This is a genomic window from Pseudomonas mosselii, from assembly GCF_005796105.1.
Classification (GTDB): Bacteria; Pseudomonadota; Gammaproteobacteria; order Pseudomonadales; family Pseudomonadaceae; genus Aquipseudomonas; species Aquipseudomonas mosselii_C.
This window is the reverse complement of record NZ_VAUO01000002.1, coordinates 307,356-333,163: the sequence shown is the minus strand read 5'-3', so window position 1 is coordinate 333,163 and position 25,808 is coordinate 307,356. Positions and strand designations below refer to the sequence as shown.

Genomic DNA, 25,808 nt, shown 5'->3' with positions numbered 1-25,808 from the left:
TATCAGCGGCGGACACGGGCCTGTAGGAAGGTCAGCACGTCGTTGACCGGCAGTGCCTGGGCCTCGGACTCCGTGCGGTGCTTGTACTCGAGGTTGCCTTCGGCAAGGCCGCGGTCGCTGACGACGATGCGGTGCGGGATACCGATCAGTTCCATGTCGGCGAACTTGATGCCAGGGCTGGTCTTCTTGTCGCGATCATCCAGCAGCACCTCGAAGCCTGCGGCGGTCAGCTCGGCGTAGAGCTTGTCGGTGGCTTCGCGGACCACGTCGGTTTCGTAACGCAGTGGCACCAGGGCGATCTGGAAGGGGGCCAGGGCGTCGTTCCAGATGATGCCTTTGTCGTCGTGGTTCTGCTCGATGGCGGCGGCGACCACGCGGGATACGCCGATACCGTAGCAGCCCATCGACAGCACCACCGGCTTGCCGTTTTCGCCCAGGACCTGGCACTTGAGCGCCTCGCTGTACTTGGTGCCGAGCTGGAAGATATGCCCCACCTCGATGCCGCGCTTGATCACCAGGGTGCCCTGGCCGTCCGGGCTTGGGTCGCCTGCGACCACGTTGCGCAGGTCGGCGACCTGTGGCACTGGCAAGTCGCGTTCCCAGTTCACGCCGAAGTAGTGTTTGTCGTCGATGTTGGCGCCGACGCCGAAGTCGCTCATCAGGGCAACCGAGCGGTCGATGATGCATTCGAGCGGCAGGTTCAGCGGGCCCAGGGAGCCAGCACCGGCGCCAATCGCGTCACGCAGTTCGGCGTCGGTGGCCATGACCAGTGGGTCGGCGACCTGCTCGAGCTTGGCAGCCTTGATCTCGTTCAGTTCGTGATCGCCACGCACCACCAGTGCGATCAGCTTGCCTTCTTCGGCGCCGCGCACGATCAGGGTCTTCACGGTTTTTTCGATCGGCAGGCCGAAGTTTTCCACCAGTTGCGCGATAGTCTTGGCGTTTGGCGTGTCGACCAGACGCAGTTCCTCGGTCGGTGCCGGGCGTACGGTTTCCCGTGGGACCGCTTCGGCTTTTTCGATATTGGCCGCGTAGTCGGAGGTGTCGCTGAAGATCACGTCGTCCTCGCCGGAGGAGGCCAGCACGTGGAATTCATGGGAGTAGCTGCCACCGATGGAGCCGGTGTCTGCCTGCACTGGGCGGAAGTCCAGGCCCAGGCGGGTGAATACATTGGTGTATGCCTGGTGCATGCGGTCGTAGGTTTCCTGCAGGGAAGCCTGGTCGGCATGGAAGGAGTAGGCATCCTTCATGATGAACTCGCGGCCGCGCATCAGGCCGAAGCGCGGACGGATCTCGTCACGGAACTTGGTCTGGATCTGGTACATGTTCAGCGGCAGCTGCTTGTAGCTCGACAGCTCGTTGCGGGCGAGGTCGGTGATGACTTCTTCGTGGGTCGGGCCTACGCAGAAGTCGCGGTCATGCCGGTCCTTCAGGCGCAGCAGTTCTGGGCCGTACTGTTCCCAGCGACCGGATTCCTGCCACAGCTCGGCGGGCTGGATGCTCGGCATCAGCACTTCGAGTGCGCCAGCGGCGTTCATTTCCTCGCGTACCACGTTCTCGACCTTGCGCATGACCCGCAGGCCCATCGGCAGCCAGGTGTACAGGCCGGAGGCCAGCTTGCGGATCATGCCGGCGCGCAGCATGAGCTGGTGGCTGATGACCACTGCATCGGCCGGGGTTTCTTTCTGGGTGGCGAGCAAATATTGACTGGTGCGCATGGTGAGCCGTGTCGATTGCCTGAATGTGAGATGACCCCGCATTGTACGGGGGTGAAACGAAAGCGTACAGAATGCAGCAGATATGCTGTTGTGTCAGCCAAGAAAAAGCCCGGCATCAGCCGGGCTTTCTCAGGTGCGAAGCGCTGAAGCCAGGGGCTTACAGGATGCTCAGCGGGTACTCGACGATCAGGCGCAGTTCGTCCAGCGAGTTGGAGTAGACCGCGTCGGAGGAGCGATAGGTGGCCTGACGGACACGGAAGCTCAGGTCCTTGGCAGGGCCTTCCTGAAGGACGTACTTGATGTCGACGTCGCGTTCCCATTCCTTGCCGTTGTTGGTGCCGGCCACGTTGGCATCGGTACCGCGCACGTAGCGGGTCATGAAGGTCAGGCCCGGTACGCCGAACTCGGCGAAGTTCAGGTCGTAACGCAGCTGCCAGGATTTCTCGTCTTCGGCGTTGAAGTCGGAACGAGCGACCGAGTTCGACAGGAAGATGGAGCCGCCACCGTCGACGCCATACTGATAGTCGCCGTCGCCGGTGATTTTCTGGTAGGCCACGGTGAAGGTGTGCGCGCCAATGTTGTAGGCGCCGGACAGGCTGTACGCACGGTTGTCGAGCTTGTCGCCGTCGAAGGCGCGTGCTTCGCTACCCTCGCTCTTGGTGTCGTAGACGTTGAAGTCGAACACCAGGCCTTGTTTGTCCGAGATCGGCAGCGCCCAGTTGACGTTGGCGTAATATTTGCGCCAGTAGTCTTCTACTTTCGAGTAGTAGAGGCTGGTGCTCAGGCCGTCGGTGATGGCGTAGGTGCCGCCGACGACGTTGGCCGACTTCAGGTGCAGGGAGTCGTGGTTGGTTTCAGCTTGGGCGTCGAGGCCGGTGAAGCGGCCTGCGTGCAGGGTCAGACCCTTGATTTCGTTGCTGGTGATCAATGCGCCCTGAGCGGTCTCAGGCAGCAGACGGCTGTCGTCGGTGGCGAAGACCGGCAGCGAGGTGAACTGGTCGCCGACTTTCAGGACCGTGTTCGATACGCGGAATTTGACGGCGGCGCCGCCTTTGGAGTACTCGTCCTGCGAGCGGTTGTCGCTGCCGGTAGGGAACAAGCCGGTGCCCGAGTAGCCGCGGCCACTGTCGAGTTTCAGGCCGAGCATGCCGATGGCATCGACACCGACACCGATGGTGCCTTGAGTGAAGCCCGACTCGAAGGTGCCGATGAAGCCTTGGCCCCATTCGCGCTGGTCGTGACGCAGGCCGGCAGCTTGGTTGGCAGCCGACTCGGTGTTGCGGTAGTCACGGCTGAAGTACAGGTTACGCATTTTAACGTTCAACTTGCTGTCTTCGAGGAAGCCCTGGGCTTCATCTTGCGAAGACGCGACAGCAAACTGCGAGGTCCCTGCCGAAACGGCCAGGGCGATCATGCTCCACTTCATCACGCGCATCGTGATTTGCTCCTTTGGTTTTAGGAAGAGTACCGCTGCGCCCAAGTGTTTTAGTTATCAGGGCCAGCTCTTTCTTGTTATGTCGGCGAAAATGTATATCACGCTGACTATTCTTGGCGATACGGATAAATACAACCTTTCGGTAACTTTATGGTCGTGTCGCTTACGGTTAATTCCATGTCGCAAACCACACCCGGTTTAGTGGGTGTACAACGCCAGCGCTGCCCATGACTCATCATTAGTGTGTAAACACAAAGTAGGGTCTGTAGGGCTCCCTGGTGACTCCGATGCTGCTGTTGTTGTTTGTCGCGCTCACCTGTTCTTTGCAGGTGTCGTGCCGACTTGGTGTCGAATGAATGCAACAAGCGTGCTCAAATTCACGAACGTTTGATGAAATTTTCACAAACGCTGCTGGCATTGGCGGGAATCCCAGTAAATACGGGCTTTGCAGTGTCTGATGGTGTGCCAGGAGTGCGCGACTGTGCCGGGATCGGAGCAGCCTTGAAAGTCAAGGTGTTACCGCGATTTGTTGATCCTGACTGTTTTGTGTGAGGTCTTTGGGGTGGTGCGGTTACGGGTCGCCTCATTGTGGTGCGAAAAGTAGCGCGGTGTTACCGCAATGGGGCGCCGGGTGCTCAGGCATGACCCAGTCGGGTGCAAGTGTGTGCTTTTGCAGGGGGGGTGCCGTGTGGTGCCAGGCGAAGCAAGGTATCCTTCGCGTCCTGTTCCCGCCGTACGGGCGGGCATTGGTTTTCAGGAGGTTTGCCGTGTTCACCCTCGATTCACGCTTGCAGCAAGATACTCTGGTGCTGGGCGATCTGCCGCTGTGCCGCCTGCTGCTGAGCAAGGACGCCAACTATCCATGGTTCATTCTCGTGCCGCGCCGCGCCGGCGTCAGCGAGCTTTTCGATCTCGATGAAGCCGATCAGCGCCAATTGTGGGAAGAGACCAGTGCGCTGGCCGAAGTGCTCAAGCATCCGTTTGCGGCCGACAAGATGAACGTTGCCACGCTGGGTAATGTGGTCAGCCAGTTGCACATGCACGTGATTGTCCGTCGGCATGGCGACGCTGCTTGGCCCGCGCCGGTGTGGGGCAAGGTGCCGGCAATTGCCTACACCCCGGAGCAGGTCGAGGCCATTGGCCAACAGGTGCGTGCGCTGCTGGGCGCAAGTTTCAAGGAGGTCTGAGGTATGTCGCTGGAGTTGCGTATCGTCGAACTGGAAACCCGTCAGGCGTTCCAGGACGACACTATTCAGGCGCTCAATGATGTGGTGGTCGAGCAGAATCGGGTGATCGAGCGTTTGCAGTTGCAGATGGCCGAGCTGATCAAGCGCTACGAGGAGATGTCCGGCCAGTACGGTAGCGCCGCAGAGGAGGCTCCACCGCCTCATTATTGAGGGCGGTGGAGCGTGCGGTCAGCGGCGCGAGACCGCGACCACGTCTTCGGCTTGTAGGCCTTTGTCGCGGTGCATCACGGAAAACTCCACGCGCTGGCCCTCGACCAGAACGCGGTGGCCTTCGCCACGGATCGCGCGAAAGTGCACGAAGATATCGTCGCCGGAGTCCCTGGAGATGAAGCCGAAGCCCTTTGAGGTGTTGAACCACTTCACCGTGCCGGTATCGCGTTTGCCGCCTTCGGGCGCGGTGCCTTGGCTGGTGCGTGGCTTGCGTGCGCTGCGGGCAAGGCCTGCGGCGATGTGCAGGGCAGTGGCGAGCGCTGCGCAGGCGAGCGCGGGCAGGTTGCCCAGCTCTGGGCGAGCCAGCAGGGTGATGGTCTGCAGGATCACTGCGGCGACCAGCAGGATGCTGGCAGCGCGTTGGAGTTGCTGGCGCATACCCTTGTAGTACAGCGGCAGGGCAGGGGCGAGCAGTAGGTTCAGCAGTCCGAGCAGGGTCAGGTAGACCGCTTCGGGTTGTTGCAGCAAGGGTGTCGCGTCGGTTCTGAGGCTGGGTATGAGCGAGAGCAGCAGCGCCGCCACGCCCGTCACCAGATGGACGATCTTGAACATATTGGTTTGGCTCGCATTGATAAGGCCGATCACAGGATGAGCTGGCTGCACGGTGCGCGGAAACGGTAGGCGCGAAAACGTGACAAGCCAGCCTATGCACCCAGCATTGACAATCTGACAATCCGCACGGGTGGCACGCTGCCTATTTAACCGCAAAGACGGGGGCTTCTCAAACCATTGGCGGTGGCAGTGGTGTGCGCCTTATGGTGTGGCATGCAGGGCGGGGAAACTCTTGATACAGTCACCTGCACCCGCTTGAGTGTTCAGGCGTTATGGAAAGGGGAGTTTTATGGCAATCGATATTGGTATCAGTGAAGAAGATCGCAAGTCTATCGTCGACGGACTGTCACGCCTTTTGTCCGACACCTATGTGCTGTATCTGAAAACCCACAACTTCCACTGGAACGTTACCGGGCCTTCGTTCCGTACGCTGCACCTGATGTTCGAAGAGCAGTACACCGAGCTGGCCCTGGCTGTCGACGCCATCGCCGAGCGCATCCGTGCCTTGGGCTTCCCGGCGCCGGGTGCCTACGCGTTCTATGCTCGACACTCTTCTATTAAGGAAGAGGAGGGGGTGCCAGTTGCCGACGAGATGATCCGTCAGTTGGTTCAAGGGCAGGAGGCGGTGGTGCGCACCGCGCGTAGCATTTTCCCGGTGGTGGACAAAGTCAGCGACGAGCCGACAGCTGACCTGCTCACCCAGCGTATGCAGGTTCACGAGAAAACTGCGTGGATGTTGCGGGTATTGCTCGACGGGAAATAGATACCGCTTGAATTGCGCGCAGTGCCCTTGGAATCGGGCCCGGCACCTTGGCAGGTGCCGGGCCCGATTGTTTGCGGGGAAGGCTTTGCCACTGGGAACCGCTCGTAGGGCGGCGCTTCATGGGGTTCTGGGTCTGTTCTTGGGATGGATGGACGGAGCGTGACATGGAGCGATTCGATGGGCGAGATGATACGAGGGGTATGTGGCGTCAACCGGAAGGTGCGGCGCTCGAACAGGCCAGGGTTGGATCCGTTCAGGGTGGATTTCGACATGGCCCAGGCGGGGCCAGTGTCGCGTTCGGTGCGTTTGAACGGTTTTGCCACCTGTTTGCGCCTGGAGGTCGTGTATTGGCGCATCCTTGAACGTATAGCCAGGGCCAACGAGTGTTCGGTCAGTGCGGTGCTGTCCTACGTTGATCGCGAGGTGCAACTGCGGCATGGTGGTGTGCGCAACTTCAGCGGGCTGGTGCGGGTCATCTGCGTGGCCTGGTTGCAGGATGCGCCAGATGCGGACTGAGTGCCGGGCGGGCTGCGCTGCGTCGGTTATCCATATATAATCGCGCTTTTTGCTGCCACGGGCAGCGTGCTATGCGGTTGACGAGAGACACCCATGCCCCTTTACGACTATCAATGTACCTCTTGCGATCACCGGCTCGAGGCGTTGCAAAAAATCAGCGCCGCGCCGCTGACCGATTGCCCGGCATGCCAGGCGCCGGCATTGAAGAAACTCCTGTCGGTCCCCGGCTTTCGCCTGAGCGGCAACGGCTGGTACGAGACCGACTTCAAAACCGGGGCAAAGAAAAATCTCGCAGGCGGCGACAAGGCCGACTGAGTTGAATTGCACCGACCAGGTCTTGCAGTATTAGCCCCTTGGGCAAGCCAGACCTCCACCGAACACACGAATCACGAGAAGCGAACCACCATCATGATGCGCAGCCACTATTGCGGCCAACTGAACGAGAGCCTGGACGGCCAGGAAGTCACCCTTTGCGGCTGGGTCCATCGTCGCCGGGACCACGGCGGGGTGATCTTCCTCGACATCCGTGATCGCGAAGGCATGGCCCAGGTCGTGTTCGACCCGGATCGCGCCGAAACCTTCGCCGCTGCTGACCGCGTGCGTAGCGAATACGTCGTGCAGATCACCGGTAAAGTGCGCAAGCGCCCGGACGGTGCGGTGAACGCCAACATGGCTTCCGGTGCCATCGAGATCCTCGGCTACCAGCTGACCGTGCTCAACGAAGCTGAAACCCCGCCGTTCCCGCTGAACGAATACTCCGACGTGGGCGAAGAAACCCGCCTGCGCTACCGATTCATCGACCTGCGTCGCCCTGAAATGGCCGACAAGCTGCGCCTGCGTTCGCGCATCACCAGCAGCATTCGCCGTTTCCTCGATGAAAATGGCTTCCTGGACGTTGAAACCCCGATCCTGACCCGTGCAACCCCTGAAGGCGCACGCGACTACCTGGTGCCAAGCCGCACCCATGCCGGCAGCTTCTTCGCCCTGCCGCAGTCGCCGCAGCTGTTCAAGCAGTTGCTGATGGTTGCCGGTTTCGACCGCTACTACCAGATCGCCAAGTGCTTCCGCGACGAAGACCTGCGTGCTGACCGCCAGCCAGAATTCACCCAGATCGACATCGAAACCAGCTTCCTGGACGAAGCCGAGATCATGGGTCTGACTGAAGGCATGATCCGCAAGCTGTTCAAGGAAGTCCTGGACCTGGAGTTCGGTGATTTCCCGCACATGACCTACGCAGAGGCCATGCGCCGCTACGGCTCCGACAAGCCAGACCTGCGTATCCCGCTGGAGCTGGTAGATGTCGCCGACCAGCTCAAGGATGTCGAATTCAAGGTCTTCGCCGGCCCGGCCAATGATCCGAAATGCCGTGTCACCGCCCTGCGTCTTCCAGGCGGCGCCAGCATGCCGCGTAGCAAGATCGACGAGTACACCAAGTTCGTCGGCATCTACGGTGCCAAGGGCCTGGCCTACATCAAGGTCAACGAGCGCGCCAAGGGTGTCGAAGGTCTGCAGTCGCCGATCGTCAAGAACATCCCCGAGGCCAACCTCAACAATATCCTCGACCGCGTCGGTGCGGTTGACGGTGATATCGTGTTCTTCGGTGCCGACAAGGCCAAGATCGTCAGCGAAGCCCTGGGCGCGCTGCGTATCCGCCTGGGCCACGATTTCGAACTGCTGACCTGCCAGTGGGCGCCAATGTGGGTCGTCGACTTCCCGATGTTCGAAGAGAACGAAGACGGCAGCTTCAGCGCGCTGCATCACCCGTTCACCGCGCCCAAGTGCACCCCTGAGGAACTCGAGGCCAATCCGGCCGGCGCCCTTTCCCGTGCCTACGACATGGTCCTCAACGGCACCGAGTTGGGTGGCGGTTCGATCCGTATCCACCGCAAGGAAATGCAGCAGGCGGTCTTCCGCCTGCTGGGTATCGACGCCGACGAGCAGCAGGAGAAGTTCGGCTTCCTGCTCGATGCCCTGAAGTTCGGTGCACCGCCCCATGGCGGCCTGGCCTTCGGTCTGGACCGTCTGGTCATGCTGATGACCGGCGCCCAGTCGATCCGTGAAGTCATTGCCTTCCCGAAAACCCAGAGTGCCGCCGATGTGATGACCCAGGCCCCAGGCCAGGTCGACGCTAAGGCCCTGCGCGAGCTGCACATCCGTCTGCGTGAGCAGACCAAGGTCGAGTGATCGACCGGGGTATCCCGGTGGCGGGGTGCCCCCGCGCAACTGCGCAGGTTTTTCACGTTCCGCCCTTCGGGGCGGAACCTGTTTCTGTTTCAAGGATTTGGAGTCGTTATGGCTGGTCATTCCAAGTGGGCGAACATCAAGCACCGCAAAGAGCGCCAGGATGCCAAGAGAGGCAAGATCTTTACCAAGTGGATTCGCGAGCTGACCGTCGCTGCCAAGCAGGGTGGCCCGGACGCTGCCTCTAACCCGCGTCTGCGCCTGGCGCTGGACAAGGCCTTGGGCGCCAACATGAGCCGCGACATCATCGATCGCGCTGTGGCCCGAGGTGCCGGCACCAACGAAAGCGATAACGTCGAGGAACTCAGCTACGAGGGTTACGGCCCGGGGGGCGTGGCGATCATGGTCGAGGCCATGACTGACAACCGCAACCGTACGGCGGCGGCCGTGCGCCACGCGTTCACCAAGTGCGGTGGCAACCTGGGGACCGACGGTTCGGTGGCCTACTTGTTCGAGCGCAAGGGGCAGATCAGCTTTGCCGCTGAGCTGAACGTGAACGAAGATGCGCTGATGGAAGCCGCCATGGAGGCCGATGCCGACGACGTCGTGGCCCATGACGATGGTTCGTTCGATGTATTCACCTCGTTCAACAGCTTCTACGCCGTGCGAAACGCCCTCGAAGAGGCCGGTTTCAAAGCGTCTGACGCTGAGATCGTGATGCAGCCGACCACCAGTGCCGAGTTGGATCAGGAAGGTGCGGAGAAGGTGCTCAAGCTGATCGACATGCTCGAGGACCTGGATGACGTGCAGAACGTCTACTCCAATGCACAGATCTCCGACGAGATCATGGAAGCGTTGGGCTGATGCTCAGGCTGGCGTGTGCCGGCCTGTTCGCGGGCAAGCCCGTTCCCACAGGGCTCGCATCATATTAAGAAACGGCGCGATGTGGGTGGGCGCGGGCTCGCCTGCGCAGGGTGCCTTGGCTGCTGCAACGATAAGACAGGTGTTATGACGCTGATTCTTGGTATCGACCCCGGTTCGCGCATCACCGGTTTCGGTGTGGTTCGCCAGACCGCGCGGGGCTGCGAGTACGTGGCCTCTGGCTGTATTCGCACTGGCGGGGGGGAGCTGCACGAGCGCCTGCAGATCGTGTTTCGTGGTGTCAGTGAAATCATTCGCCAGCACGGGCCGGTTACCATGGGTATCGAGCGGGTATTCATGGCGCGTAACGCCGATTCGGCGCTCAAGCTTGGTCAGGCCCGTGGTGCGGCCATCGTTGCCGCCGCCGAGGCCGGCCTCGAGATCGCCGAGTACACCGCCAGTCAGGTCAAGCAAGCTGTGGCCGGCACGGGTGGGGCCAATAAGGAACAGGTGATGATGATGGTCATGCACCTGCTCAAACTGACGCAAAAGCCGCAGATCGATGCCTCCGACGCCCTGGCGATCGCCCTGTGTCACGCGCACACCCGCTCCAGTCTCATTCCTCACGGTTTGAGTACGGCGCGGCGGCGTGGTGGGCGCTTGCGTCTGTAGCAGCTTCATGCGCTGATACACATTTTGTCCGGGGGAACCATTCACCCGGCGCATTTGCTGATAGGGTGGACCGGTTTTCGACCGGCGCCCCATAGGAAGGATCGGAACGTGATTGGACGTTTGCGCGGCACCCTGGCGGAAAAACAGCCGCCGCACCTGATTATCGACGTGGGCGGCTTGGGCTATGAGCTTGAGGTGCCGATGACCACGCTGTATCGACTGCCCAAGGTCGGTGAGGCCGTCACCCTGCACACGCACCTGGTCGTGCGCGAGGACGCCCATCTGCTCTACGGTTTCGCCGAAAAGCGCGAGCGCGAACTGTTCCGTGAGCTGATCCGGCTCAATGGCGTGGGGCCTAAGTTGGCGCTGGCGCTGATGTCTGGTCTTGAGGTCGATGAGCTGGTGCGTTGCGTGCAGGCTCAGGACGCTTCGGCCCTGGTGCGCGTGCCCGGTGTCGGCAAGAAGACTGCTGAGCGCCTGTTGGTCGAACTCAAGGACCGTTTCAAGGCCTGGGAAACCTCGCCTGCTATGTTCACCTTGGTTTCCGACGGCCCGCTGCCGGTCGCCAGCGAGTCCACGGCCGAAGCCGATGCGGTCAGCGCGTTGGTGTCCCTGGGCTACAAGCCGCAGGAGGCGAGCAAGGCCATTTCGGCAATCAAGGACAAGGCCGGCATGAGCAGTGAAGAGCTGATCCGTCGTAGCCTCAAAGGGATGATTACCAAGTGATCGAGACCGACCGCCTGATCGCCGCCAGCGGGCGCGACCGCGAAGAGGTCCAGGACCGCGCGATCCGTCCGCTGAGCCTGGACGAGTACATCGGCCAGCCGGTGGTGCGCGAGCAGATGTCGCTGTTCATCCAGGCGGCGCGCGGGCGCAGCGAGTCCCTCGACCACACCTTGATATTCGGGCCGCCAGGCCTTGGCAAGACCACCCTGGCCAACATCATCGCGCACGAGATGGGCGTGTCGGTCAAGAGCACCTCCGGGCCGATCCTTGAGCGTCCCGGCGATCTTGCCGCGATGCTGACCAACCTCGAACCCCATGATGTGCTGTTCATCGACGAAATTCACAGGCTTTCGCCGGTGGTCGAAGAAGTGTTGTATCCGGCCATGGAAGATTTCCAGCTCGACATCATGATCGGTGAAGGCCCGGCAGCCCGGTCGATCAAGCTCGACCTGCCGCCATTTACCCTAGTGGGCGCAACGACCCGTGCCGGCATGCTGACCAATCCGTTGCGCGACCGTTTCGGTATCGTCCAGCGCCTTGAGTTCTATAGCGACCGGGACCTGGCGACCATCGTCAGTCGTTCGGCGAACATCCTCGGGCTGCCAATGGACGACAAGGGCGCTTTCGAGATCGCGCGCCGCGCGCGGGGCACGCCGCGGATCGCCAATCGCCTGCTGCGGCGGGTGCGTGACTACGCCGAGGTACGTGGCAAGGGCGAGATCACCAAGGCGGTGGCGGACATGGCGCTGAACCTGCTGGATGTCGATGAACGTGGCTTCGACCACTCCGACCGTCGTCTGCTGCTGACCATGATCGAGAAATTCGACGGCGGACCGGTGGGGCTCGACAACCTGGCGGCAGCGATCGGCGAGGAGCGTCATACGATCGAGGATGTGCTCGAACCCTACCTGATCCAGCAGGGCTACATCATGCGCACCCCGCGAGGCCGTGTGGTTACCCGCCACGCCTACCTGCACTTTGGCCTGAACATTCCCGGCCGTTTCTGCGAAGGTGGCGAATATTCGTCAGCGGACGATGAATGACAGATCGAATCGGCTTTTTCGTGGTCCTACCCCGGGCATGCCGACCAGGCAATGGCAATACGACATTGTCACTGCAAAAACAGTTGCTGGGGCGGATTGGCAAGTTCAGGAGTAAGCACTAGAGTATGCGCGCGCAAAATGGGCTGGAACCGTTCGCACACCGCTGTCGCGTCTATTACGAGGATACCGACGCGGGTGGGGTGGTGTACTACGTCAACTACCTCAAGTTCATGGAGCGTGCGCGTACCGAGCGCCTGCGTCACCTGGGGTTCTCCCAGTTGGAGCTGGCAGGTGACAATCTTCTGTTCGTGGTCCATTCCAGCGAAGCGCGTTACCACGCGCCGGCGCGGCTGGACGACGAGCTGCGGGTCACCGCCCAGGTAATCGAGTTGAACCGCGCCAGCCTGCGCTTTGTGCAGCAGGTGTGGCGTACAAAGGATGAAACGCTGCTCTGCGAAGGGCAGTTTCTGGTGGCCGCCGTGCGTGCCGACACTTTCAAACCCCGGGCCATTCCCCCAGCGCTGCGCGACGCTTTCCTGGCGGACGGCACGGGTACTCAATCCAACGCAGGAGAATAAGCGTGGAAGCAAACGTCGTCGACCATACCTCCATGTGGAGCCTGGTCGCCAATGCCAGTGTCGTGGTACAGCTGGTAATGCTGACTCTGGTGGCCGCCTCGGTTACATCGTGGATCATGATCTTCCAGCGCAGCACCATGCTGCGTGCCGGTCGTCGTGCGCTGGACGCTTTCGAAGAGCGCTTCTGGTCGGGTATCGACCTGTCCAAGTTGTACCGCCAGGCTGGCAGTAACCCGGACCCGGATTCGGGCGTCGAGCAGGTGTTCCGCGCCGGCTTCAAGGAGTTTTCGCGCCTGCGCCAGCAGCCGGGTGTCGATCCTGACGCGGTGATGGAAGGCGTCGGTCGTGCTATGCGCGTGGCCATCTCGCGCGAGGAAGAGAAGCTCGAACAGAGCCTGCCGTTCCTGGCCACCGTCGGTTCTACCAGCCCGTATATCGGCCTGTTCGGGACCGTGTGGGGCATCATGAACTCCTTCCGTGGCCTGGCCAGTGCCCAGCAGGCGACCCTTGCCACCGTGGCACCTGGCATCGCCGAGGCCCTGGTGGCCACCGCGATCGGCCTGTTCGCCGCGATTCCTGCGGTCATTGCCTACAACCGCTTCGCGGCGCGCAGTGAAGTGCTGATCGGCCGCTACTACACCTTCGCCGACGAATTCCAGGCGATCCTGCACCGCAAAGTACACACCAGCGAAGAGTGATCAGGTAGAAACCCATGGCCCGAGTTCGCCACAAACGCAAGCCGGTCGCCGAGATGAACGTGGTGCCTTACATCGACGTGATGCTGGTACTGCTGGTCATCTTCATGGTGACCGCCCCCATGCTCAATCAGGGCGTGAAGGTGGACCTGCCCAAGGTTTCCAGCGAAGCCCTGCCGCAGGATAACAACGTGCAGATCCTGACCATCTCGATCAAGGCCGACAAGACTTACTACTGGAACCTCGGTAGCGAAGTCGACACCGACAAGCAGATGGACAAAGCCATGACCTTGCCGGAAATGACGGGGGCGGTGACCAAGATCATCGCCGCCGGTCGCGACCAGGGCAAACAGACCCAGGTCTTCATTCGTGGCGACAAGGCGGTCGACTACGGTGCGGTCATGGGCGCCATGGGCGGGTTGCAGAAGGCCGGTGTCGGTAACGTTGGCCTGATTACTGAGGCGCCCTGATGCAACAGCGAGAGCCATCCGCCTCGGAAAGCTACTTCTGGCCCAGTGTCTGGGCCATTGGCCTGCACGTGCTGGTCTTCGGCCTGCTGTTCGTCAGTTTCGCCATGACCCCGGAACTGCCACCGTCCAAGCCTATCGTTCAGGCTACGCTTTATCAGCTCAAGTCCAAGAGCCAGGCGACCACCCAGACCAATCAGAAGATTGCCGGGGAAGCGAAGAAAACCGCCTCGCGCCAGACCGAGGTTGAACAGCTGGAGCAGAAGAAGGTCGAGCAGGAGGCCGTGAAGGCCGCGGAACAAAAGAAAGCTGACGCGGCTCAAAAGGCTGAAGAAGCTCGCGAGGCCGCCGAGGCGAAGAAAGCTGAAGAAGCGGCCAAGGCCGCCGAGCAGAAAAAAGCTGCTGAGGCCAAGAAAGCCGAAGAGGCGAAGAAGGCGGCTGAAAAACAGCAGGCCGACATCGCCAAGAAGAAGGCCGAGGAAGAGGCCAAGAAGCAGGCTGAGGAAGAAGCCAAGAAACAAGCTGCGGAAGAGGCGAAGAAGAAAGCCGCCGAAGACGCGAAGAAAAAAGCAGCCGAGGACGCCAAGAAGAAAGCGGCGGCCGAGGATGCGAAGAAAAAGGCAGCTGAAGAGGCCAAGAAGAAGGCCGCTGCAGACGCCCAGAAGAAAAAGGCACAGGAAGCGGCCCGTAAGGCGGCGGAAGACAAGAAAGCCCAGGCCCTGGCCGAGCTGTTGTCCGACACCACCGAGCGGCAGCAGGCGCTGGCCGACGAGCAGGGTGACCAGGTGGCCGGCGACTTCGACGACCTGATCCGCATGCGCGCGGCTGAAGGTTGGGCGCGTCCGCCATCTGCGCGCAAGGGCATGACGGTAGTTCTGCAGATCAACATGTTGCCGGACGGTACGATCACCAACGTGAGCGTGGCCAAATCCAGCGGTGACGGTCCGTTCGACAGCTCGGCCGTGGCCGCGGTGAAGAACATTGGTCGGTTGACCGAGATGCAGGGCTTGAAGCCGAACGAATTCAATCCGTATCGTTCATTCAAGATGACATTTACACCTGAGGATCTAGCGTTGTGATTAAACGTCTGAGAGGACTCCTGGTCTTGCTCTGCTGCGTGGCAGGCATGGCCATGGCGGAAGAAAAGAACATCCTGGTCACCAGCGGCAGCGACCGGGCCACGCCCATCGCGGTAGTGCCGTTCGCTGTGCAGGGTGGCAGCGTGCTGCCGGAAGACATGGCCGACATCATCGGCAATGACCTGCGCAATTCCGGTTACTACGCGCCGATCCCCCGGCAGAACATGATCAGCCTGCCGAGCCAGGCCAGCGAAGTGATCTTCCGTGACTGGAAAGCCCTGGGCGCCCAGTACGTGATGGTCGGTAGCATCGTGCCGGCTGGCGGTCGCCTGCAGGTGAGCTACGCGCTGTTCAACGTCGCCACCGAGCAGCAAGTGCTGACCGGCAGCGTGGCCGGTGGCGTCGACCAATTGCGCGACATGTCCCACTACATCGCCGACCAGTCGTTCGAGAAGCTCACCGGTATCAAGGGTGCGTTCTCCACGCGCATGCTGTACGTGACCGCTGAGCGTTTCTCGGCCACCAACACCCGCTACACCCTGCAGCGTTCGGACTACGACGGCGCCCGCGCGGTGACCCTGCTGCAATCGCGCGAGCCGATCCTCTCGCCGCGTTTCGCACCGGATGGCAAGCGCATCGCCTATGTGTCGTTCGAACAGAAGCGTCCGCGCATCTTCGTCCAGCACATCGATACCGGTCGCCGCGAGCAGATCACCAACTTCGAAGGCCTGAACGGCGCGCCAGCCTGGTCGCCAGACGGTTCTCGCCTGGCGTTCGTGCTGTCGAAGGACGGCAACCCGGACATCTACGTGATGAACGTTGCCTCGCGCCAGATCAGCCGTGTCACCGCCGGCCCCGGTATCAATACCGAGCCGTTCTGGGGCAAGGATGGCAACACGCTCTACTTCACTTCCGACCGTGGTGGCAAACCGCAGATCTATAAACAGTCGGTCAGTGGTGGCGGCGCCGAGCGCGTAACTTTCGTGGGCAACTACAACGCCAACCCGAAACTGTCGGCAGATGAAAAGACCCTGGTGATGATCCATCGCCAACAAGGGTTCACCAACTTCAAGGTGGCTGCTCAGGATTTGCAACGCGGAAGTGTAAAGATTCTCTCCGAGACCAGTCTTGATGAGTCTCCCACTGTTGCGCCAAACGGCACCATGCTAATCTACGCCACCCGCCAGCAGGGCCGGGGAGTCTTGATGCTCGTGTCGCTTAACGGCCGTGTGAGGCTCCCACTTCCTACCGCTCAAGGCGAAGTCAGAGAACCGTCCTGGTCCCCTTACCTGAACTGATTGCGGCGTAACATTTTTGCTTAACACACTGGGGTTTCATTAGGAGTTTCACGATGGAAATGCTGAAGTTTGGTAAATTCGCTGCGCTGGCTCTGGCCATGGCCGTAGCTGTAGGTTGCTCCTCGAAAGGCGGTGACAACGCTGGTGAAGGCGCTGTTGACCCGAACGCTGGCTACGGTGCCAACACTGGCGCTGTCGACGGCTCCCTGAGCGAAGAAGCCGCCCTGCGCGCAATCACCACCTTCTACTTCGAATACGACAGCTCGGATCTGAAGCCAGAAGCCATGCGCGCCCTGGACGTTCACGCCAAGGACCTGAAAGCCAACGGCAACCGTGTTGTCCTGGAAGGCAACACCGACGAGCGCGGCACCCGCGAGTACAACATGGCTCTGGGTGAGCGTCGTGCCAAGGCTGTTCAACGCTACCTGGTTCTGCAGGGCGTTTCCCCTGCTCAGCTGGAACTGGTTTCCTACGGCGAAGAGCGTCCAGTTGCTACCGGCAACGACGAGCAGTCCTGGGCTCAGAACCGTCGCGTAGAACTGCGTAAGTAAGTTCTCATGCGTATGTGCCGTCGTGCTGTAACCGTCCTCGCACTCAGCCTGCCGCTTTCAGCGTGGGCTGCGGTTCCCGTAGTAGATGACAACGCCGGTGGTTATCCACCAGCGGGTTATGGCACGAGCGGCGCCTCTGCCGGAGTAGGGGCTTCGGCCCCTGCTTCTGCAAACGGCCAGCTGTTCATGCAGCTGCAACAGATGCAGGACCAGATTTCCCGCCAGCAAGGCATCATCGAAGAGCTGCAGAACGATGTGTCGCGCATGAAGCAGGAAAACCTCGAGCGCTATCAGGACCTGGATCGCCGTATCGGTACCGGGACACCTGCACCAGCAGCGCCTGAAAATTCTTCCACCGGTGGCGCGAACAACACAGCCACGGGTGCCGCTGCCGGCGCCAACGCCGCGCAGCCACCGGCCGCCAATAGCGAGCCGGGCGATCCGGCGAAAGAAAAGTTGTATTACGACGCCGCTTTCGACCTGATCAGGCAAAAAGACTTCGACAAAGCCAGCCAGGCGTTCAATGCCTTCCTGCGCAAGTACCCCAACAGCCAGTATGCCGGCAATGCCCAGTACTGGCTTGGCGAGGTGAACTTGGCCAAGGGCGACCTGCAAGGCGCCGGCCAGGCTTTCGCCAAGGTCAGCCAGTTATACCCGCAGCACAGCAAGGTGCCGGATTCGCTGTACAAGCTGGCCGACGTCGAGCGTCGCCTTGGCCACACCGACAAGGTCAAGGGCATCTTGCAGCAAGTCGTTACCCAGTATCCCGGCACTTCCGCCGCGCAACTGGCCCAGCGCGACCTGCAAAAGCTCTGAACTGCACCTTCATGAAGAAACCCGCACTTGTCGCGGGTTTTTTCGTTAGAATCTCTGCCCTTTTTTCGTAAACACGCTGCTGCGGATAACGCCATGTCGAGTCCGCTACAGTGCCTGACGGAGGCGGACAGCCTGTTTAGCTGTCACGCCCGTGGCGACCATGCAAGACACATTACGCATCACCGAAGTCTTTTACTCGTTGCAGGGTGAAACACGAACGGCTGGGCTGCCCACGGTATTCGTGCGCCTGACCGGTTGCCCTCTGCGCTGTCAGTACTGCGACAGTGCCTACGCCTTCACCGGTGGCACCCTGCGCACCCTCGATTCGATCCTGGAGCAGGTGGCTGGTTTCAAGCCGCGCTATGTCTGCGTGACTGGCGGCGAACCCTTGGCACAGCCCAACGCCTTGCCGCTGCTCAAGCGCCTGTGCGATGCCGGTTACGAAGTATCGCTGGAAACCAGCGGTGCACTGGATATCGCCGGCACCGATACGCGGGTCAGTCGCGTGGTGGATCTCAAGACCCCAGGCTCGCAAGAGTCGCACCGCAACCGCTACGAAAATATCGAGCTGCTGACGCGCAACGACCAGGTCAAGTTCGTCATTTGTTCGCGCGAAGACTATGACTGGGCGGTTTCCAAGCTGATCCAGTACAACCTGTCCGAGCGCGCTGGCGAGGTGTTGTTCTCGCCCAGCCACCATCAGGTGAGCGCATCCGACCTGGCCGACTGGATCGTTGCCGACAATCTGCCTGTGCGGTTCCAGTTGCAGTTGCACAAGCTGCTGTGGAACGACGAACCTGGACGCTGATGAGGAAAACACATGACTGACAAACGTGCGGTAATTCTGCTGTCTGGTGGACTGGATTCGGCCACCGTAGTGGCCATGGCCAAGGCCGAGGGCTACACCTGCTACACCATGAGTTTCGACTACGGCCAGCGCCACCGCGCCGAGCTTGACGCCGCAGCCCGTGTGGCCCGGGATCTGGGTGTGGTGGAGCATAAGGTGATCGGCCTGAACCTGGACGGTATCGGTGGTTCGGCGCTGACCGACACCAGCATCGATGTGCCGGAAACCCCGGGTGAAGGTATCCCGGTCACTTATGTGCCGGCGCGCAACACCGTGTTCCTGTCCCTGGCCCTGGGTTGGGCCGAGGTGCTCCAGGCCCGCGATATCTTCATCGGCGTGAACGCGGTCGACTATTCCGGCTACCCGGACTGCCGTCCCGAGTTCGTCGAGGCCTTCGAGCGCATGGCCAACCTGGCCACCAAGGCGGGTGTGGAGGGGCAGGGCTTCCGTATCCAGGCGCCGCTGCAAAACCTGAGCAAGGCGCAGATCGTCCAGGCCGGTGTGGCCCGTGGCGTGGACTACAGCCTGACGGTCTCGTGCTACCAGGCCGACGATGACGGCCGCGCCTGCGGCAAGTGCGACAGCTGCCGCCTGCGCGCCGAAGGCTTCAAGGCGGCCGGGGTCGCGGACCCCACCCGCTACGCCTGAAAAAATTCTGATGGGGTGTTGATTTCCTCTGAGAAATCAGTAATATACGCGCCATCCAACGGGTCGTTAGCTCAGTTGGTAGAGCAGTTGGCTTTTAACCAATTGGTCGTAGGTTCGAATCCTACACGACCCACCATTTTCACAGCGGTTCGTGATGTACTAGGAAGGAGGCTTTTAGCCAGTTTCTAGTCTCGCAGCTGTATGAAGCGAATCTTAAGCTCGCTTCAACGTGATGCTTATATCGAAAAGCCCGCCTTTAATGGTGGGCTTTTTCGTGTCTGGGTCAAAAAAACTCAAAGACTTTATCCCTGCTCTTTTGGCGCGCTCGCCGAATAGATCCAAAATCCCGCACAGCCAAAGACGCCGTACTCGATGCCATGGCCCTCTATCGTGCGTAGGTGAGACCGGCCACTTCACGTAGCCAACAGGGCTGCTGTCCTGTACTCATGGCAAAATGCCATTTAGCGCTAAAGTTTTCACCCCTAGTGCCGCTAACCATCTCAATTGGAAGGATTTATTTAGCTGGGCTTTGCGCAAGTCGAGCTAATCCACGGAAAGTGCCGATGCAAAGTGACCGGAAAGGATATGCAGCTGCGGTATCGCTGCAGGCCGGGCAAGACGGACTTCTGTTCGTCGTGCGACATACGAAAATGTCAACACATGGAAAATATGCAATGCAATTGAAGAAACGGATCTTCGCGGCCCTGGCCGTCACCTCCCTGTTCGCTGCCGGTGCAGCATACGCAGGCCCGCCCGTGCAAATCACCGTCAAGAACCTGGGTACGGCCGATGCCAAGTACTCGGTAATCGGCAATAACGAAGCGCTGACCAACTCTAGCGCAACGCCTAAGCCCAAGGACTCGATCGCGCCGAATCAGGCCTTTACCTTCGTCGTGACCGGTCCCCTGAGCCCGGATTTGACCAACGCTTTTGTGCGCTACGCGATCGGCGGCAAGACCTGTGTGTTCCGTACCGCGTTCGTCAAAACCATCGCGCCGGGTGGCCTGGGCGGCACCATCACCTACATCCCGAAATGGACCAAGGACGCCACTGCCAGCGGCGGTGCCAGCTGTAATGCAACCATCACTTCGGCCAACTTGTCGAACTACTCGTGGAACGTCGAGTTCACCATCAAGTAAGTGGTTGAATAGGTTGCTCCGCCGTTAGGGCGGGGCAACTTGGTCCTAAGTAGACGCAGCGTTTCTGCTGCCAAGAGAGATACGGAGACGATCATGGATGTTGTCAACAACCTGTCGGCGTCACAGGCCAAGCCAACCAGCGTGTCGCAGAGTACTGCGATACAGGACGAAGGGCTCGTCAGCAAGAACGTTGCTGCGTCGGCAAAGACAGCTGGTACTGCCGATAGCGCCAACATCTCGCCCCTGGCACAGTTGCTCAGTGACGCGGCAGCCCGCGCCGCAAAGCGCGACGCCAGCACCGACCGCAGTGGCCTGAAAGCTATCGCCGAGCAGGTGACGCGTGCAATTCACAGCCCGGCCTTCGAGCAATCCAAAACGGCCCGAGATGCGCAGATCCCTGCTTCGGACAACCCGCAACGCCTCGAGCAGGCCCAGCAGGCGACCTCGTTCCTCAACAACAAGGGGAGCAATCCGTTCACGGGTCTGTCGATGGAACAACTGTCGTTGATTGTGTATGACGACAGTGGTGCCTTCACCACCAACGAGCGGCGAGCAGCACTCCTGGAGACCGGTGCTCAGGAAGAGGCCTGGTCAAGAGCTGTGTCGCAGAAACTGATGGACGAATACAACCGTGACGGCCACATGTCGCCCGAGACCATCCAGGGCGTGTTGGATTACTACAAAGCGCTGCCGCCGATCCTGGAAGCCCAGCTTCCTGATGAATACGAGCAGGATTTGAACAAGCTCATCGATTACGCCGAAAAACAGCAATCGAGCAGCAAGGACCAATTGCAGTCGCTGCTCGACCTGGTGTTGGCGCAACGGCTCGAGCGTAGCGATAAGACGGCGACAAAAGACGCCTGAACCTCTTCAGCCAAGCGCCCTCCGCCTTGAGGGGCGCGCTTGGACAGCCCGACAAAGGATTGTGGGCAGCGGATGCCTGATTTAACCAACTCAGCGTTGATTCGCCTGCACGGCGTGAGCCACGCCTATGACACCGACAGCGCCGGGCATCCTGTGCTGCGCGACGTTTCGCTGTCGGTGGAGGTAGGCCAGAGCTGCGCTATCGTGGGGACCTCGGGGTCAGGCAAGAGCACCTTGCTAAGCCTGATCGGCCTGCTCGATCAGCCCACCAGCGGGCAACTCTACCTTGCCGGTCGCGACATGACCCGGGCATCGGCCGAGATGCGCGCCAGGATGCGCAACCAGCACATCGGCTTCGTTTTCCAGAGTTTCAACTTACTGCCGCGCCTGGATGCTCTCGATAACGTCGCCTTGCCGCTCTTGTACCGCGGTGTGTCGCGTTCTTCGGCCCGTGTGGCAGCGCGCCAGGAATTGCTGCGGGTCGGTCTGGGCGAGCGCCTGCATCATCGCCCTTCAGAGCTTTCTGGGGGGCAACGCCAGCGGGTAGCGATTGCCCGTGCTCTGGTCGGCGAGCCGAAGCTGCTGCTTGCCGATGAGCCCACCGGAAACCTCGATAGTCAGACCGCGCAGGACATCCTCGCGCTGCTGCTGGCCCTCAACCGTGACCAGGGCGTTACGCTGGTCATCGTCACTCATGACCAAGGGATTGCCCGCCGCCTGCAACGCTGCTTGCAGGTTTGCGAAGGGGGCGTTCGGGAACTCAGGCATGCCTAGCAGACTCGTCTACGGCCCCTCCCTGACGCAGCGCCTCGCAGAACCGTTCGATAGCCTGCAACGCCTGGGGCGTCGTGCAGTGCTGGCGCTGCTTGGGATCGCCGTTGGCTGCGCAGCGGTGGTCGCGCTGTTGAACATTGGGCACAACGCCCAGCGCCAGGCGATGGCGGTGTTCAAGGGCATGGGCAGCGATCTGCTGGTTGCCGATGTGCATTTGCCTGCCGGCGTCGATCTGTCGGGACTGACCGCAGATCGTTTCGACAGCCGTGCCGTGCATGCAGCCGAGTCGGTGCTGCGCGCGGTCAGCCCGTTGAGCCTTACATCGGTGCGCATCAGTTTGCACGGACGAACAAGCGATGCGTTGCTCGCTGGAGTCGGTCCGGAACTGACAGAGGTGCTTGATCTGAGGATCGCAGAGGGGCGTTTCATCAGCCACTACGATAGCCGAAGCACACACGCTGTGTTGGGCGCGCGCCTTGCCGCCAATCTGGCTGCCGAGGGGATGCCGGTTACACCTGGCGCACAGCTCCAGGTGGCAGGCTACGTTTTTCGAGTGATCGGTGCGCTGCAAAGTGTAGGAGAGAATCCTCTGTTGCCACTCTCGATCGACGACAGCCTGCTGGTTCCGCTCGAAAGCGTACGGCGGTTGGTCAGCTCGCCGCAGATCGGTACCGTTCTGGCACGGGTCGTGGACGGTGCTGACTCACTGGTTCTCGCTCCTCGCCTGAAGGTGCAATTGCAGAGTAGCTTCCCCGGTCGCACGATCGAGGTCCAGGCTCCCTACCAACTGCTCGCGGGCATCGCCCAGCAGTCGCAGTTGTTCGCCTGGCTTTTGGCCGGTCTGGGCGGCATCGCCTTGCTAGTAGGCGGTGTGGGGGTCATGAACGTAATGCTGATGAACGTTGCCGAACGCCGCCGAGAGATCGGCGTGCGCCTTGCACTGGGCGCACGTCCTCAGGACATTGCCTGGCTATTTTTGCTTGAAGCGGTGCTGCTGGCGGGGGCTGGCGCCGCAGTCGGTGCCTTGTTGGGCGTGGCGGCGGCCTGGTTGTTCAACCTGGTGTCGGGCTGGGCCGAATTCAGCCTTGCGCCGCAGTCTTTGCCTTTGGGCATCGGCGGCGCGGTGCTTACAGGGCTGTTCTTCGGCTTGAGCCCAGCGCTGTCGGCCGCTCGTCTGCAACCGGTACAGGCGCTGCGGGATGATTAAACGCTGCTTGGCCTTGCTCCTAGTGATAGGGGGCGCTGTACCGGCACTGACGGCCGTGGCGCTTGCGTCTGTCGGTGCGCCGCGTGTTGGGGCCCTTTCCGCAGACGCATCCAGCCTTTCCTTGAGCGCGCAGCGCATCGACCTGAGCCTCAGCGACGCCATCTACCTCGGCCTGCGCGACAATCGCAGCATCCGTAGTGTTTATCTGGATCGAATTGCTCAGAAGTTCGACCTGCGCGTGGCCGAGGATCGTTTCACTCCCAAGCTGCTCATCCGCAGCAACTACCTGTCCAACCATAACCAGGCCGATCGTTATCGTCAGGGCGATATCACGCCCAGTGCAACGATGCTTACCCCCTACGGCACTCGTCTGAGCCTAGGCTGGACCTACCGCCACACCGCCGCCGACCTAGCTGGGCTGACCCGCAACGACGGAGCCAACATCACCGTCATCCAGCCTTTGCTGCGCGGCGCAGGTCGAGATGTTGCCACTGCCCCGGTGCAACTGGCGCGTCTAGGCGAGCAGGTCAACCGTCTGGTCTTGAAGGACACCGTGGCGCAGACCATCACTCAGATCATCAGTGGCTATCACGCACTCCTGCAGGCCCAGGAGAAACTGCAGATAGCCCGCGATGCATTAGAGCGTGCTCGTCAGTTGCTCGAAGTGAACCAGGCGATGATCGCGTCTGGGCGCATGGCAGCTTTCGAAATCGTCCAGACCGAGGCCGAAGTCGCCAGTCAGGAACTCGGGCTGGAAGAAGCCCGCAACCAGCAGCAAACCGCGCGTCTTGCCCTGTTGCAGATGCTGGCGCTTGACTTGGACACACCGATCGTCGCCACCGAGAGCACCCAGGCGAACGCCATCGACGTCGACATTTCCCAGGCCCTTGAACAAGCACAAGCTCTACAACCGACCTACCTCATTGAATTGATCGCTGGCCAACAAGCTGCGGTCAACCTGACTGTCGCGCGCAACGAGCGCCTGTGGGACGTTTCACTGGTTGGTGGCGGCGCGCAGGTCCGCGAGCGTAACAGCGTCAGCGGCGGGGTAAGTAGCTGGGAGAACTACGTGGGTGTGCAAGTCGAAATTCCCATTGGCGACCTGAGCACCCGGCAAGCCGAAGTGCACGCCCGCGTTGGCGTGGAAACCCAGGAAGTTCGTATACAGGAAGCGCGCCAGCAGCTACAGCGGGAAGTAACCAACGCTGTGCGCGACATCGGCGTGCGGTGGCGGCAATACCAGATTGCCCTGCGTGCGCAGGAGCTGTCGCAACGCAAGCTTACGGTTGAACGTGAAAAGCTTAGCGTCGGGCGCTCCAGCAACTTTCAGGTGCTCAGTTTCGAGAACGACTTGCGCAATGTGCAGAGCGCTCGACTGGGAGCGCTCATCAGCTACTTGAATGCCCAGGCGGATCTGGACCAGACCCTGGGAACCACATTGGACAGCTGGGACATTGTATTGAATGACTAGGTTTTCTTCGAACATCGGCCGCTGCATGCTGCTGGGATTGGCCCTTGCCAGCCTGCTCGGCTGTTCTGGTGACGCGGATGAACTGGGCAGCACTGTGCAAGGCTCGGATTGGGTGCAGGTAGCACCGCGTTTGTTGGAGCAGCGCCTGGGACTGGTGGGGCGACTGCAATCCGTTGAGCAGACCACCCTTGCCGCACCGTTCGACGGCTTGATCGCTGAAGTGCGTGTAGAGGAAGGCCAGTACGTCGAGAAAGGCCAGGTGCTGATCAGCCTCAACCCGGCACAACTACAGGTGCAACAGCGCCAGGCTCAGGTCGAACTACTCAAGGCTCGTAGAGAAGCGCAACGCTTGGAACATTGGCGCGATAGCCCTGAAGTGGCCCGCGCCCGGCGTGCTGTAGCCACGGCCAGGCAGACCCTTGCCAGTAGCGAAGGCAACCTGCGCGACACCCAGGCGCTGTTCGAGCGCGGCATTGTGGCGCGCATGGAAGTTCAGAGCCTGGCGCAGCAAGTCGATACGCAGCGCCAGGACTTGGCCGCCGCCAGTCAAGAGTTGGCCACCACGCTTGCCTACGGCCTGGGTGAAGAGCGCAGCATCGCTGCGATGGAACTGGCCAACGCCGAGGCACGTCACCAGGCACTCGAAGCGCTGTATGCCCGCCGTGAAATTTTCGCACCACTGGCTGGCCATGTCGTGCGGCCCAGGCTTCAGGACGGCGGCAAGCCCGTGCCATTGCAATCAGGTATCGCAGTCACTCAAGGGACACCGCTGATCGGAGTGATTGGCCAGGAGCGTTTCCAAGCCCTGACTCGGGTAGAAGAGACTGACTTGCACCTACTGCACGAAGGCATGGCGGTGCAAATTAGCGGTGACGGGTTCTCCGGTGAACTGAGTGGAAACATCAGCGCCCTTGGTATCCAGAGCGAAACGACTGAAACCCAAGGTGCTGGTGCGCAGTATGAGGTAAAGGTCAAGATCGACCCTCCCGCACAGCCGTTGCAGCAACCTATGCGGGCCGGTATGAGCGCACGTCTTTCTATCATTCTGCAACGCAATGAACAGGCTATCGCCTTACCGCCGCAAGCACTACGCGATGATGAGCGGGGAGGGCGTTATCTGGTGTATCGAGCAACGCCTCAAGCTGAGGTCGAGCGCATTACGGTGACGACGCTTGGTGTGGTGCCCGAAGGGGTTGTAGTGCAGGGACTTGGTGCTGGGTTTGTAGAGGTGCCGCGTTCGTAAACCATGAGGACTGTCCTCAGTCGTTGTGGGTGCGGACCGTCAGCTTCGTGAGTGCTGTTCATTCAAGATCGTCGGAGCCGCTTTGCGGCCCTTTCCGGCCGGTCCGACGCCCCGGCCGCGAAAGGGCTGAGAAGCAGCCCTAAGTGAAAGTATTACGTCTTGATGGCGGGCTTTTTCGTTTGCGCGGTTTTCCATTCCCAAGCTGTT

Annotated in this window: 29 protein-coding genes and 1 tRNA gene; 27 read left to right on the top strand and 3 right to left on the bottom strand. The window is 60.9% G+C overall.

The genetic code is table 11. The annotated features are described in order from the left end of the window. Positions 1–2: 2 nt before the first annotated feature. Complete coding sequence (locus tag FEM01_RS06460) at positions 3–1,718, bottom strand: proline--tRNA ligase (RefSeq protein WP_138218462.1); 1,716 nt, start codon at positions 1,716–1,718, stop codon at positions 3–5. Positions 1,719–1,875: 157 nt separating this feature from the next. Next, complete coding sequence (locus FEM01_RS06455) at positions 1,876–3,153, bottom strand: OprD family porin (protein WP_138218461.1); 1,278 nt, start codon at positions 3,151–3,153, stop codon at positions 1,876–1,878. Between the two features lie 390 nt (positions 3,154–3,543). On the opposite strand from FEM01_RS06455, the gene FEM01_RS24150 reads away from it, so the two are divergent. The 3 genes from FEM01_RS24150 (at position 3,544) to FEM01_RS06445 (ending at position 4,550) form a co-directional block, all read left to right on the top strand. Beyond that, positions 3,544–3,705 carry a hypothetical protein gene (locus tag FEM01_RS24150; protein WP_171030916.1) on the top strand — a complete coding sequence of 54 codons (162 nt, stop codon included), beginning with the start codon at positions 3,544–3,546 and terminating at the stop codon, positions 3,703–3,705. A 215-nt stretch (positions 3,706–3,920) separates the two neighbouring features. Beyond that, complete coding sequence (locus FEM01_RS06450) at positions 3,921–4,340, top strand: HIT family protein (RefSeq protein ID WP_138218460.1); 420 nt, start codon at positions 3,921–3,923, stop codon at positions 4,338–4,340. 3 nt (positions 4,341–4,343) lie between these two features. Further along, positions 4,344–4,550: a SlyX family protein gene (locus FEM01_RS06445; protein WP_138218459.1), complete on the top strand. Its 207-nt coding sequence runs from the start codon at positions 4,344–4,346 to the stop codon at positions 4,548–4,550. An 18-nt stretch (positions 4,551–4,568) separates the two neighbouring features. Here the strand turns inward: FEM01_RS06445 and FEM01_RS24495 are convergent, their stop codons facing one another. Next, positions 4,569–5,162 carry a cold shock domain-containing protein gene (locus FEM01_RS24495; RefSeq protein ID WP_138218458.1) on the bottom strand — a complete coding sequence of 198 codons (594 nt, stop codon included), beginning with the start codon at positions 5,160–5,162 and terminating at the stop codon, positions 4,569–4,571. A gap of 289 nt (positions 5,163–5,451) precedes the next feature. Between FEM01_RS24495 and FEM01_RS06435 the strand changes: the two genes are divergently transcribed. From FEM01_RS06435 to FEM01_RS06320, 24 genes are all read left to right on the top strand, one after another. Continuing rightward, positions 5,452–5,925 (top strand): Dps family protein, encoded by a 474-nt coding sequence (locus tag FEM01_RS06435; RefSeq protein ID WP_138218457.1) that lies wholly within the window; start codon positions 5,452–5,454, stop codon positions 5,923–5,925. A gap of 186 nt (positions 5,926–6,111) precedes the next feature. Next, a complete protein-coding gene (locus tag FEM01_RS06430; protein ID WP_138219110.1) occupies positions 6,112–6,441 on the top strand; it encodes a ribbon-helix-helix domain-containing protein in 330 nt (109 codons plus the stop codon). Positions 6,442–6,534: 93 nt separating this feature from the next. Beyond that, the gene (locus tag FEM01_RS06425; protein ID WP_138218456.1) at positions 6,535–6,756 is read left to right on the top strand and encodes an FmdB family zinc ribbon protein; all 222 of its coding nucleotides are present in this window, start codon (positions 6,535–6,537) and stop codon (positions 6,754–6,756) included. A 93-nt stretch (positions 6,757–6,849) separates the two neighbouring features. After that, positions 6,850–8,625 carry an aspartate--tRNA ligase gene (aspS, locus tag FEM01_RS06420; protein WP_138218455.1) on the top strand — a complete coding sequence of 592 codons (1,776 nt, stop codon included), beginning with the start codon at positions 6,850–6,852 and terminating at the stop codon, positions 8,623–8,625. Positions 8,626–8,733: 108 nt separating this feature from the next. Continuing rightward, entirely contained in the window at positions 8,734–9,486 is a 753-nt protein-coding gene (locus tag FEM01_RS06415; protein WP_138218454.1) for a YebC/PmpR family DNA-binding transcriptional regulator, read from the top strand. A 144-nt stretch (positions 9,487–9,630) separates the two neighbouring features. After that, on the top strand, positions 9,631–10,155 hold the full coding sequence (gene ruvC, locus FEM01_RS06410; protein ID WP_138218453.1) for a crossover junction endodeoxyribonuclease RuvC: 525 nt from the start codon (positions 9,631–9,633) through the stop codon (positions 10,153–10,155). Between the two features lie 108 nt (positions 10,156–10,263). Next, positions 10,264–10,881 (top strand): Holliday junction branch migration protein RuvA, encoded by a 618-nt coding sequence (gene ruvA / locus FEM01_RS06405; protein WP_138218452.1) that lies wholly within the window; start codon positions 10,264–10,266, stop codon positions 10,879–10,881. After that, entirely contained in the window at positions 10,878–11,924 is a 1,047-nt protein-coding gene (gene ruvB, locus FEM01_RS06400) for a Holliday junction branch migration DNA helicase RuvB (protein WP_138218451.1), read from the top strand. Before ruvA ends, ruvB begins: the two co-directional genes overlap by 4 nt. 125 nt (positions 11,925–12,049) lie before the next feature. Then, positions 12,050–12,502, top strand: coding sequence for a tol-pal system-associated acyl-CoA thioesterase (gene ybgC / locus FEM01_RS06395; RefSeq protein WP_138218450.1), 453 nt, complete (start codon positions 12,050–12,052; stop codon positions 12,500–12,502). A gap of 2 nt (positions 12,503–12,504) precedes the next feature. Beyond that, a complete protein-coding gene (tolQ, locus tag FEM01_RS06390) occupies positions 12,505–13,200 on the top strand; it encodes a protein TolQ (protein ID WP_011535156.1) in 696 nt (231 codons plus the stop codon). Positions 13,201–13,214: 14 nt separating this feature from the next. Next, on the top strand, positions 13,215–13,667 hold the full coding sequence (gene tolR, locus FEM01_RS06385; RefSeq protein ID WP_039603824.1) for a protein TolR: 453 nt from the start codon (positions 13,215–13,217) through the stop codon (positions 13,665–13,667). Next, entirely contained in the window at positions 13,667–14,743 is a 1,077-nt protein-coding gene (tolA, locus tag FEM01_RS06380; RefSeq protein ID WP_138218449.1) for a cell envelope integrity protein TolA, read from the top strand. The genes tolR and tolA overlap by 1 nt, the downstream gene beginning before the upstream one ends. Positions 14,744–14,790: 47 nt before the next feature. Continuing rightward, positions 14,791–16,041 (top strand): Tol-Pal system beta propeller repeat protein TolB, encoded by a 1,251-nt coding sequence (tolB, locus tag FEM01_RS06375; RefSeq protein ID WP_240791739.1) that lies wholly within the window; start codon positions 14,791–14,793, stop codon positions 16,039–16,041. Between the two features lie 53 nt (positions 16,042–16,094). After that, a complete protein-coding gene (pal, locus tag FEM01_RS06370) occupies positions 16,095–16,592 on the top strand; it encodes a peptidoglycan-associated lipoprotein Pal (protein ID WP_023381906.1) in 498 nt (165 codons plus the stop codon). A 6-nt stretch (positions 16,593–16,598) separates the two neighbouring features. Further along, positions 16,599–17,408 (top strand): tol-pal system protein YbgF, encoded by an 810-nt coding sequence (gene ybgF, locus FEM01_RS06365; protein ID WP_138218447.1) that lies wholly within the window; start codon positions 16,599–16,601, stop codon positions 17,406–17,408. 160 nt (positions 17,409–17,568) lie between these two features. Then, positions 17,569–18,216, top strand: a complete 648-nt coding sequence (gene queE / locus FEM01_RS06360; RefSeq protein WP_138218446.1) for a 7-carboxy-7-deazaguanine synthase QueE — start codon at positions 17,569–17,571, stop codon at positions 18,214–18,216. 12 nt (positions 18,217–18,228) lie between these two features. Beyond that, entirely contained in the window at positions 18,229–18,903 is a 675-nt protein-coding gene (gene queC / locus FEM01_RS06355; RefSeq protein ID WP_138218445.1) for a 7-cyano-7-deazaguanine synthase QueC, read from the top strand. Positions 18,904–18,963: 60 nt separating this feature from the next. Then, positions 18,964–19,039 (top strand) — tRNA-Lys (locus FEM01_RS06350). 538 nt (positions 19,040–19,577) lie between these two features. Beyond that, the gene (locus FEM01_RS06345) at positions 19,578–20,042 is read left to right on the top strand and encodes a hypothetical protein (RefSeq protein WP_138218444.1); all 465 of its coding nucleotides are present in this window, start codon (positions 19,578–19,580) and stop codon (positions 20,040–20,042) included. 93 nt (positions 20,043–20,135) lie between these two features. After that, complete coding sequence (locus FEM01_RS06340; RefSeq protein ID WP_138218443.1) at positions 20,136–20,906, top strand: hypothetical protein; 771 nt, start codon at positions 20,136–20,138, stop codon at positions 20,904–20,906. Between the two features lie 72 nt (positions 20,907–20,978). Further along, positions 20,979–21,680: an ABC transporter ATP-binding protein gene (locus tag FEM01_RS06335; protein WP_138218442.1), complete on the top strand. Its 702-nt coding sequence runs from the start codon at positions 20,979–20,981 to the stop codon at positions 21,678–21,680. Then, complete coding sequence (locus tag FEM01_RS06330; protein ID WP_138218441.1) at positions 21,673–22,887, top strand: ABC transporter permease; 1,215 nt, start codon at positions 21,673–21,675, stop codon at positions 22,885–22,887. Before FEM01_RS06335 ends, FEM01_RS06330 begins: the two co-directional genes overlap by 8 nt. After that, positions 22,880–24,358, top strand: a complete 1,479-nt coding sequence (locus FEM01_RS06325) for a TolC family protein (protein ID WP_138218440.1) — start codon at positions 22,880–22,882, stop codon at positions 24,356–24,358. Before FEM01_RS06330 ends, FEM01_RS06325 begins: the two co-directional genes overlap by 8 nt. Beyond that, a complete protein-coding gene (locus FEM01_RS06320) occupies positions 24,351–25,601 on the top strand; it encodes an efflux RND transporter periplasmic adaptor subunit (protein ID WP_138218439.1) in 1,251 nt (416 codons plus the stop codon). Before FEM01_RS06325 ends, FEM01_RS06320 begins: the two co-directional genes overlap by 8 nt. Positions 25,602–25,808 lie beyond the last annotated feature (207 nt).

Excerpts from the sequence above, each read along its gene's own strand:
- FEM01_RS06460 (WP_138218462.1), bottom strand. The coding sequence starts at position 1,718 with ATGCGCACCAGTCAATATTTGCTCGCCACCCAGAAAGAAACCCCGGCC.
- FEM01_RS06455 (WP_138218461.1), bottom strand. The coding sequence starts at position 3,153 with ATGCGCGTGATGAAGTGGAGCATGATCGCCCTGGCCGTTTCGGCAGGG.
- FEM01_RS24150 (WP_171030916.1), top strand. The coding sequence starts at position 3,544 with ATGAAATTTTCACAAACGCTGCTGGCATTGGCGGGAATCCCAGTAAAT.
- FEM01_RS06445 (WP_138218459.1), top strand. The coding sequence starts at position 4,344 with ATGTCGCTGGAGTTGCGTATCGTCGAACTGGAAACCCGTCAGGCGTTC.
- FEM01_RS24495 (WP_138218458.1), bottom strand. The coding sequence starts at position 5,162 with ATGTTCAAGATCGTCCATCTGGTGACGGGCGTGGCGGCGCTGCTGCTC.
- FEM01_RS06435 (WP_138218457.1), top strand. The coding sequence starts at position 5,452 with ATGGCAATCGATATTGGTATCAGTGAAGAAGATCGCAAGTCTATCGTC.
- FEM01_RS06430 (WP_138219110.1), top strand. The coding sequence starts at position 6,112 with ATGATACGAGGGGTATGTGGCGTCAACCGGAAGGTGCGGCGCTCGAAC.
- FEM01_RS06425 (WP_138218456.1), top strand. The coding sequence starts at position 6,535 with ATGCCCCTTTACGACTATCAATGTACCTCTTGCGATCACCGGCTCGAG.
- aspS (WP_138218455.1), top strand. The coding sequence starts at position 6,850 with ATGATGCGCAGCCACTATTGCGGCCAACTGAACGAGAGCCTGGACGGC.
- FEM01_RS06415 (WP_138218454.1), top strand. The coding sequence starts at position 8,734 with ATGGCTGGTCATTCCAAGTGGGCGAACATCAAGCACCGCAAAGAGCGC.
- ruvC (WP_138218453.1), top strand. The coding sequence starts at position 9,631 with ATGACGCTGATTCTTGGTATCGACCCCGGTTCGCGCATCACCGGTTTC.
- ybgC (WP_138218450.1), top strand. The coding sequence starts at position 12,050 with ATGCGCGCGCAAAATGGGCTGGAACCGTTCGCACACCGCTGTCGCGTC.
- tolR (WP_039603824.1), top strand. The coding sequence starts at position 13,215 with ATGGCCCGAGTTCGCCACAAACGCAAGCCGGTCGCCGAGATGAACGTG.
- tolA (WP_138218449.1), top strand. The coding sequence starts at position 13,667 with ATGCAACAGCGAGAGCCATCCGCCTCGGAAAGCTACTTCTGGCCCAGT.
- tolB (WP_240791739.1), top strand. The coding sequence starts at position 14,791 with ATGGCCATGGCGGAAGAAAAGAACATCCTGGTCACCAGCGGCAGCGAC.
- pal (WP_023381906.1), top strand. The coding sequence starts at position 16,095 with ATGGAAATGCTGAAGTTTGGTAAATTCGCTGCGCTGGCTCTGGCCATG.
- ybgF (WP_138218447.1), top strand. The coding sequence starts at position 16,599 with ATGCGTATGTGCCGTCGTGCTGTAACCGTCCTCGCACTCAGCCTGCCG.
- queE (WP_138218446.1), top strand. The coding sequence starts at position 17,569 with ATGCAAGACACATTACGCATCACCGAAGTCTTTTACTCGTTGCAGGGT.
- queC (WP_138218445.1), top strand. The coding sequence starts at position 18,229 with ATGACTGACAAACGTGCGGTAATTCTGCTGTCTGGTGGACTGGATTCG.
- FEM01_RS06345 (WP_138218444.1), top strand. The coding sequence starts at position 19,578 with ATGCAATTGAAGAAACGGATCTTCGCGGCCCTGGCCGTCACCTCCCTG.
- FEM01_RS06340 (WP_138218443.1), top strand. The coding sequence starts at position 20,136 with ATGGATGTTGTCAACAACCTGTCGGCGTCACAGGCCAAGCCAACCAGC.
- FEM01_RS06335 (WP_138218442.1), top strand. The coding sequence starts at position 20,979 with ATGCCTGATTTAACCAACTCAGCGTTGATTCGCCTGCACGGCGTGAGC.
- FEM01_RS06330 (WP_138218441.1), top strand. The coding sequence starts at position 21,673 with ATGCCTAGCAGACTCGTCTACGGCCCCTCCCTGACGCAGCGCCTCGCA.
- FEM01_RS06325 (WP_138218440.1), top strand. The coding sequence starts at position 22,880 with ATGATTAAACGCTGCTTGGCCTTGCTCCTAGTGATAGGGGGCGCTGTA.
- FEM01_RS06320 (WP_138218439.1), top strand. The coding sequence starts at position 24,351 with ATGACTAGGTTTTCTTCGAACATCGGCCGCTGCATGCTGCTGGGATTG.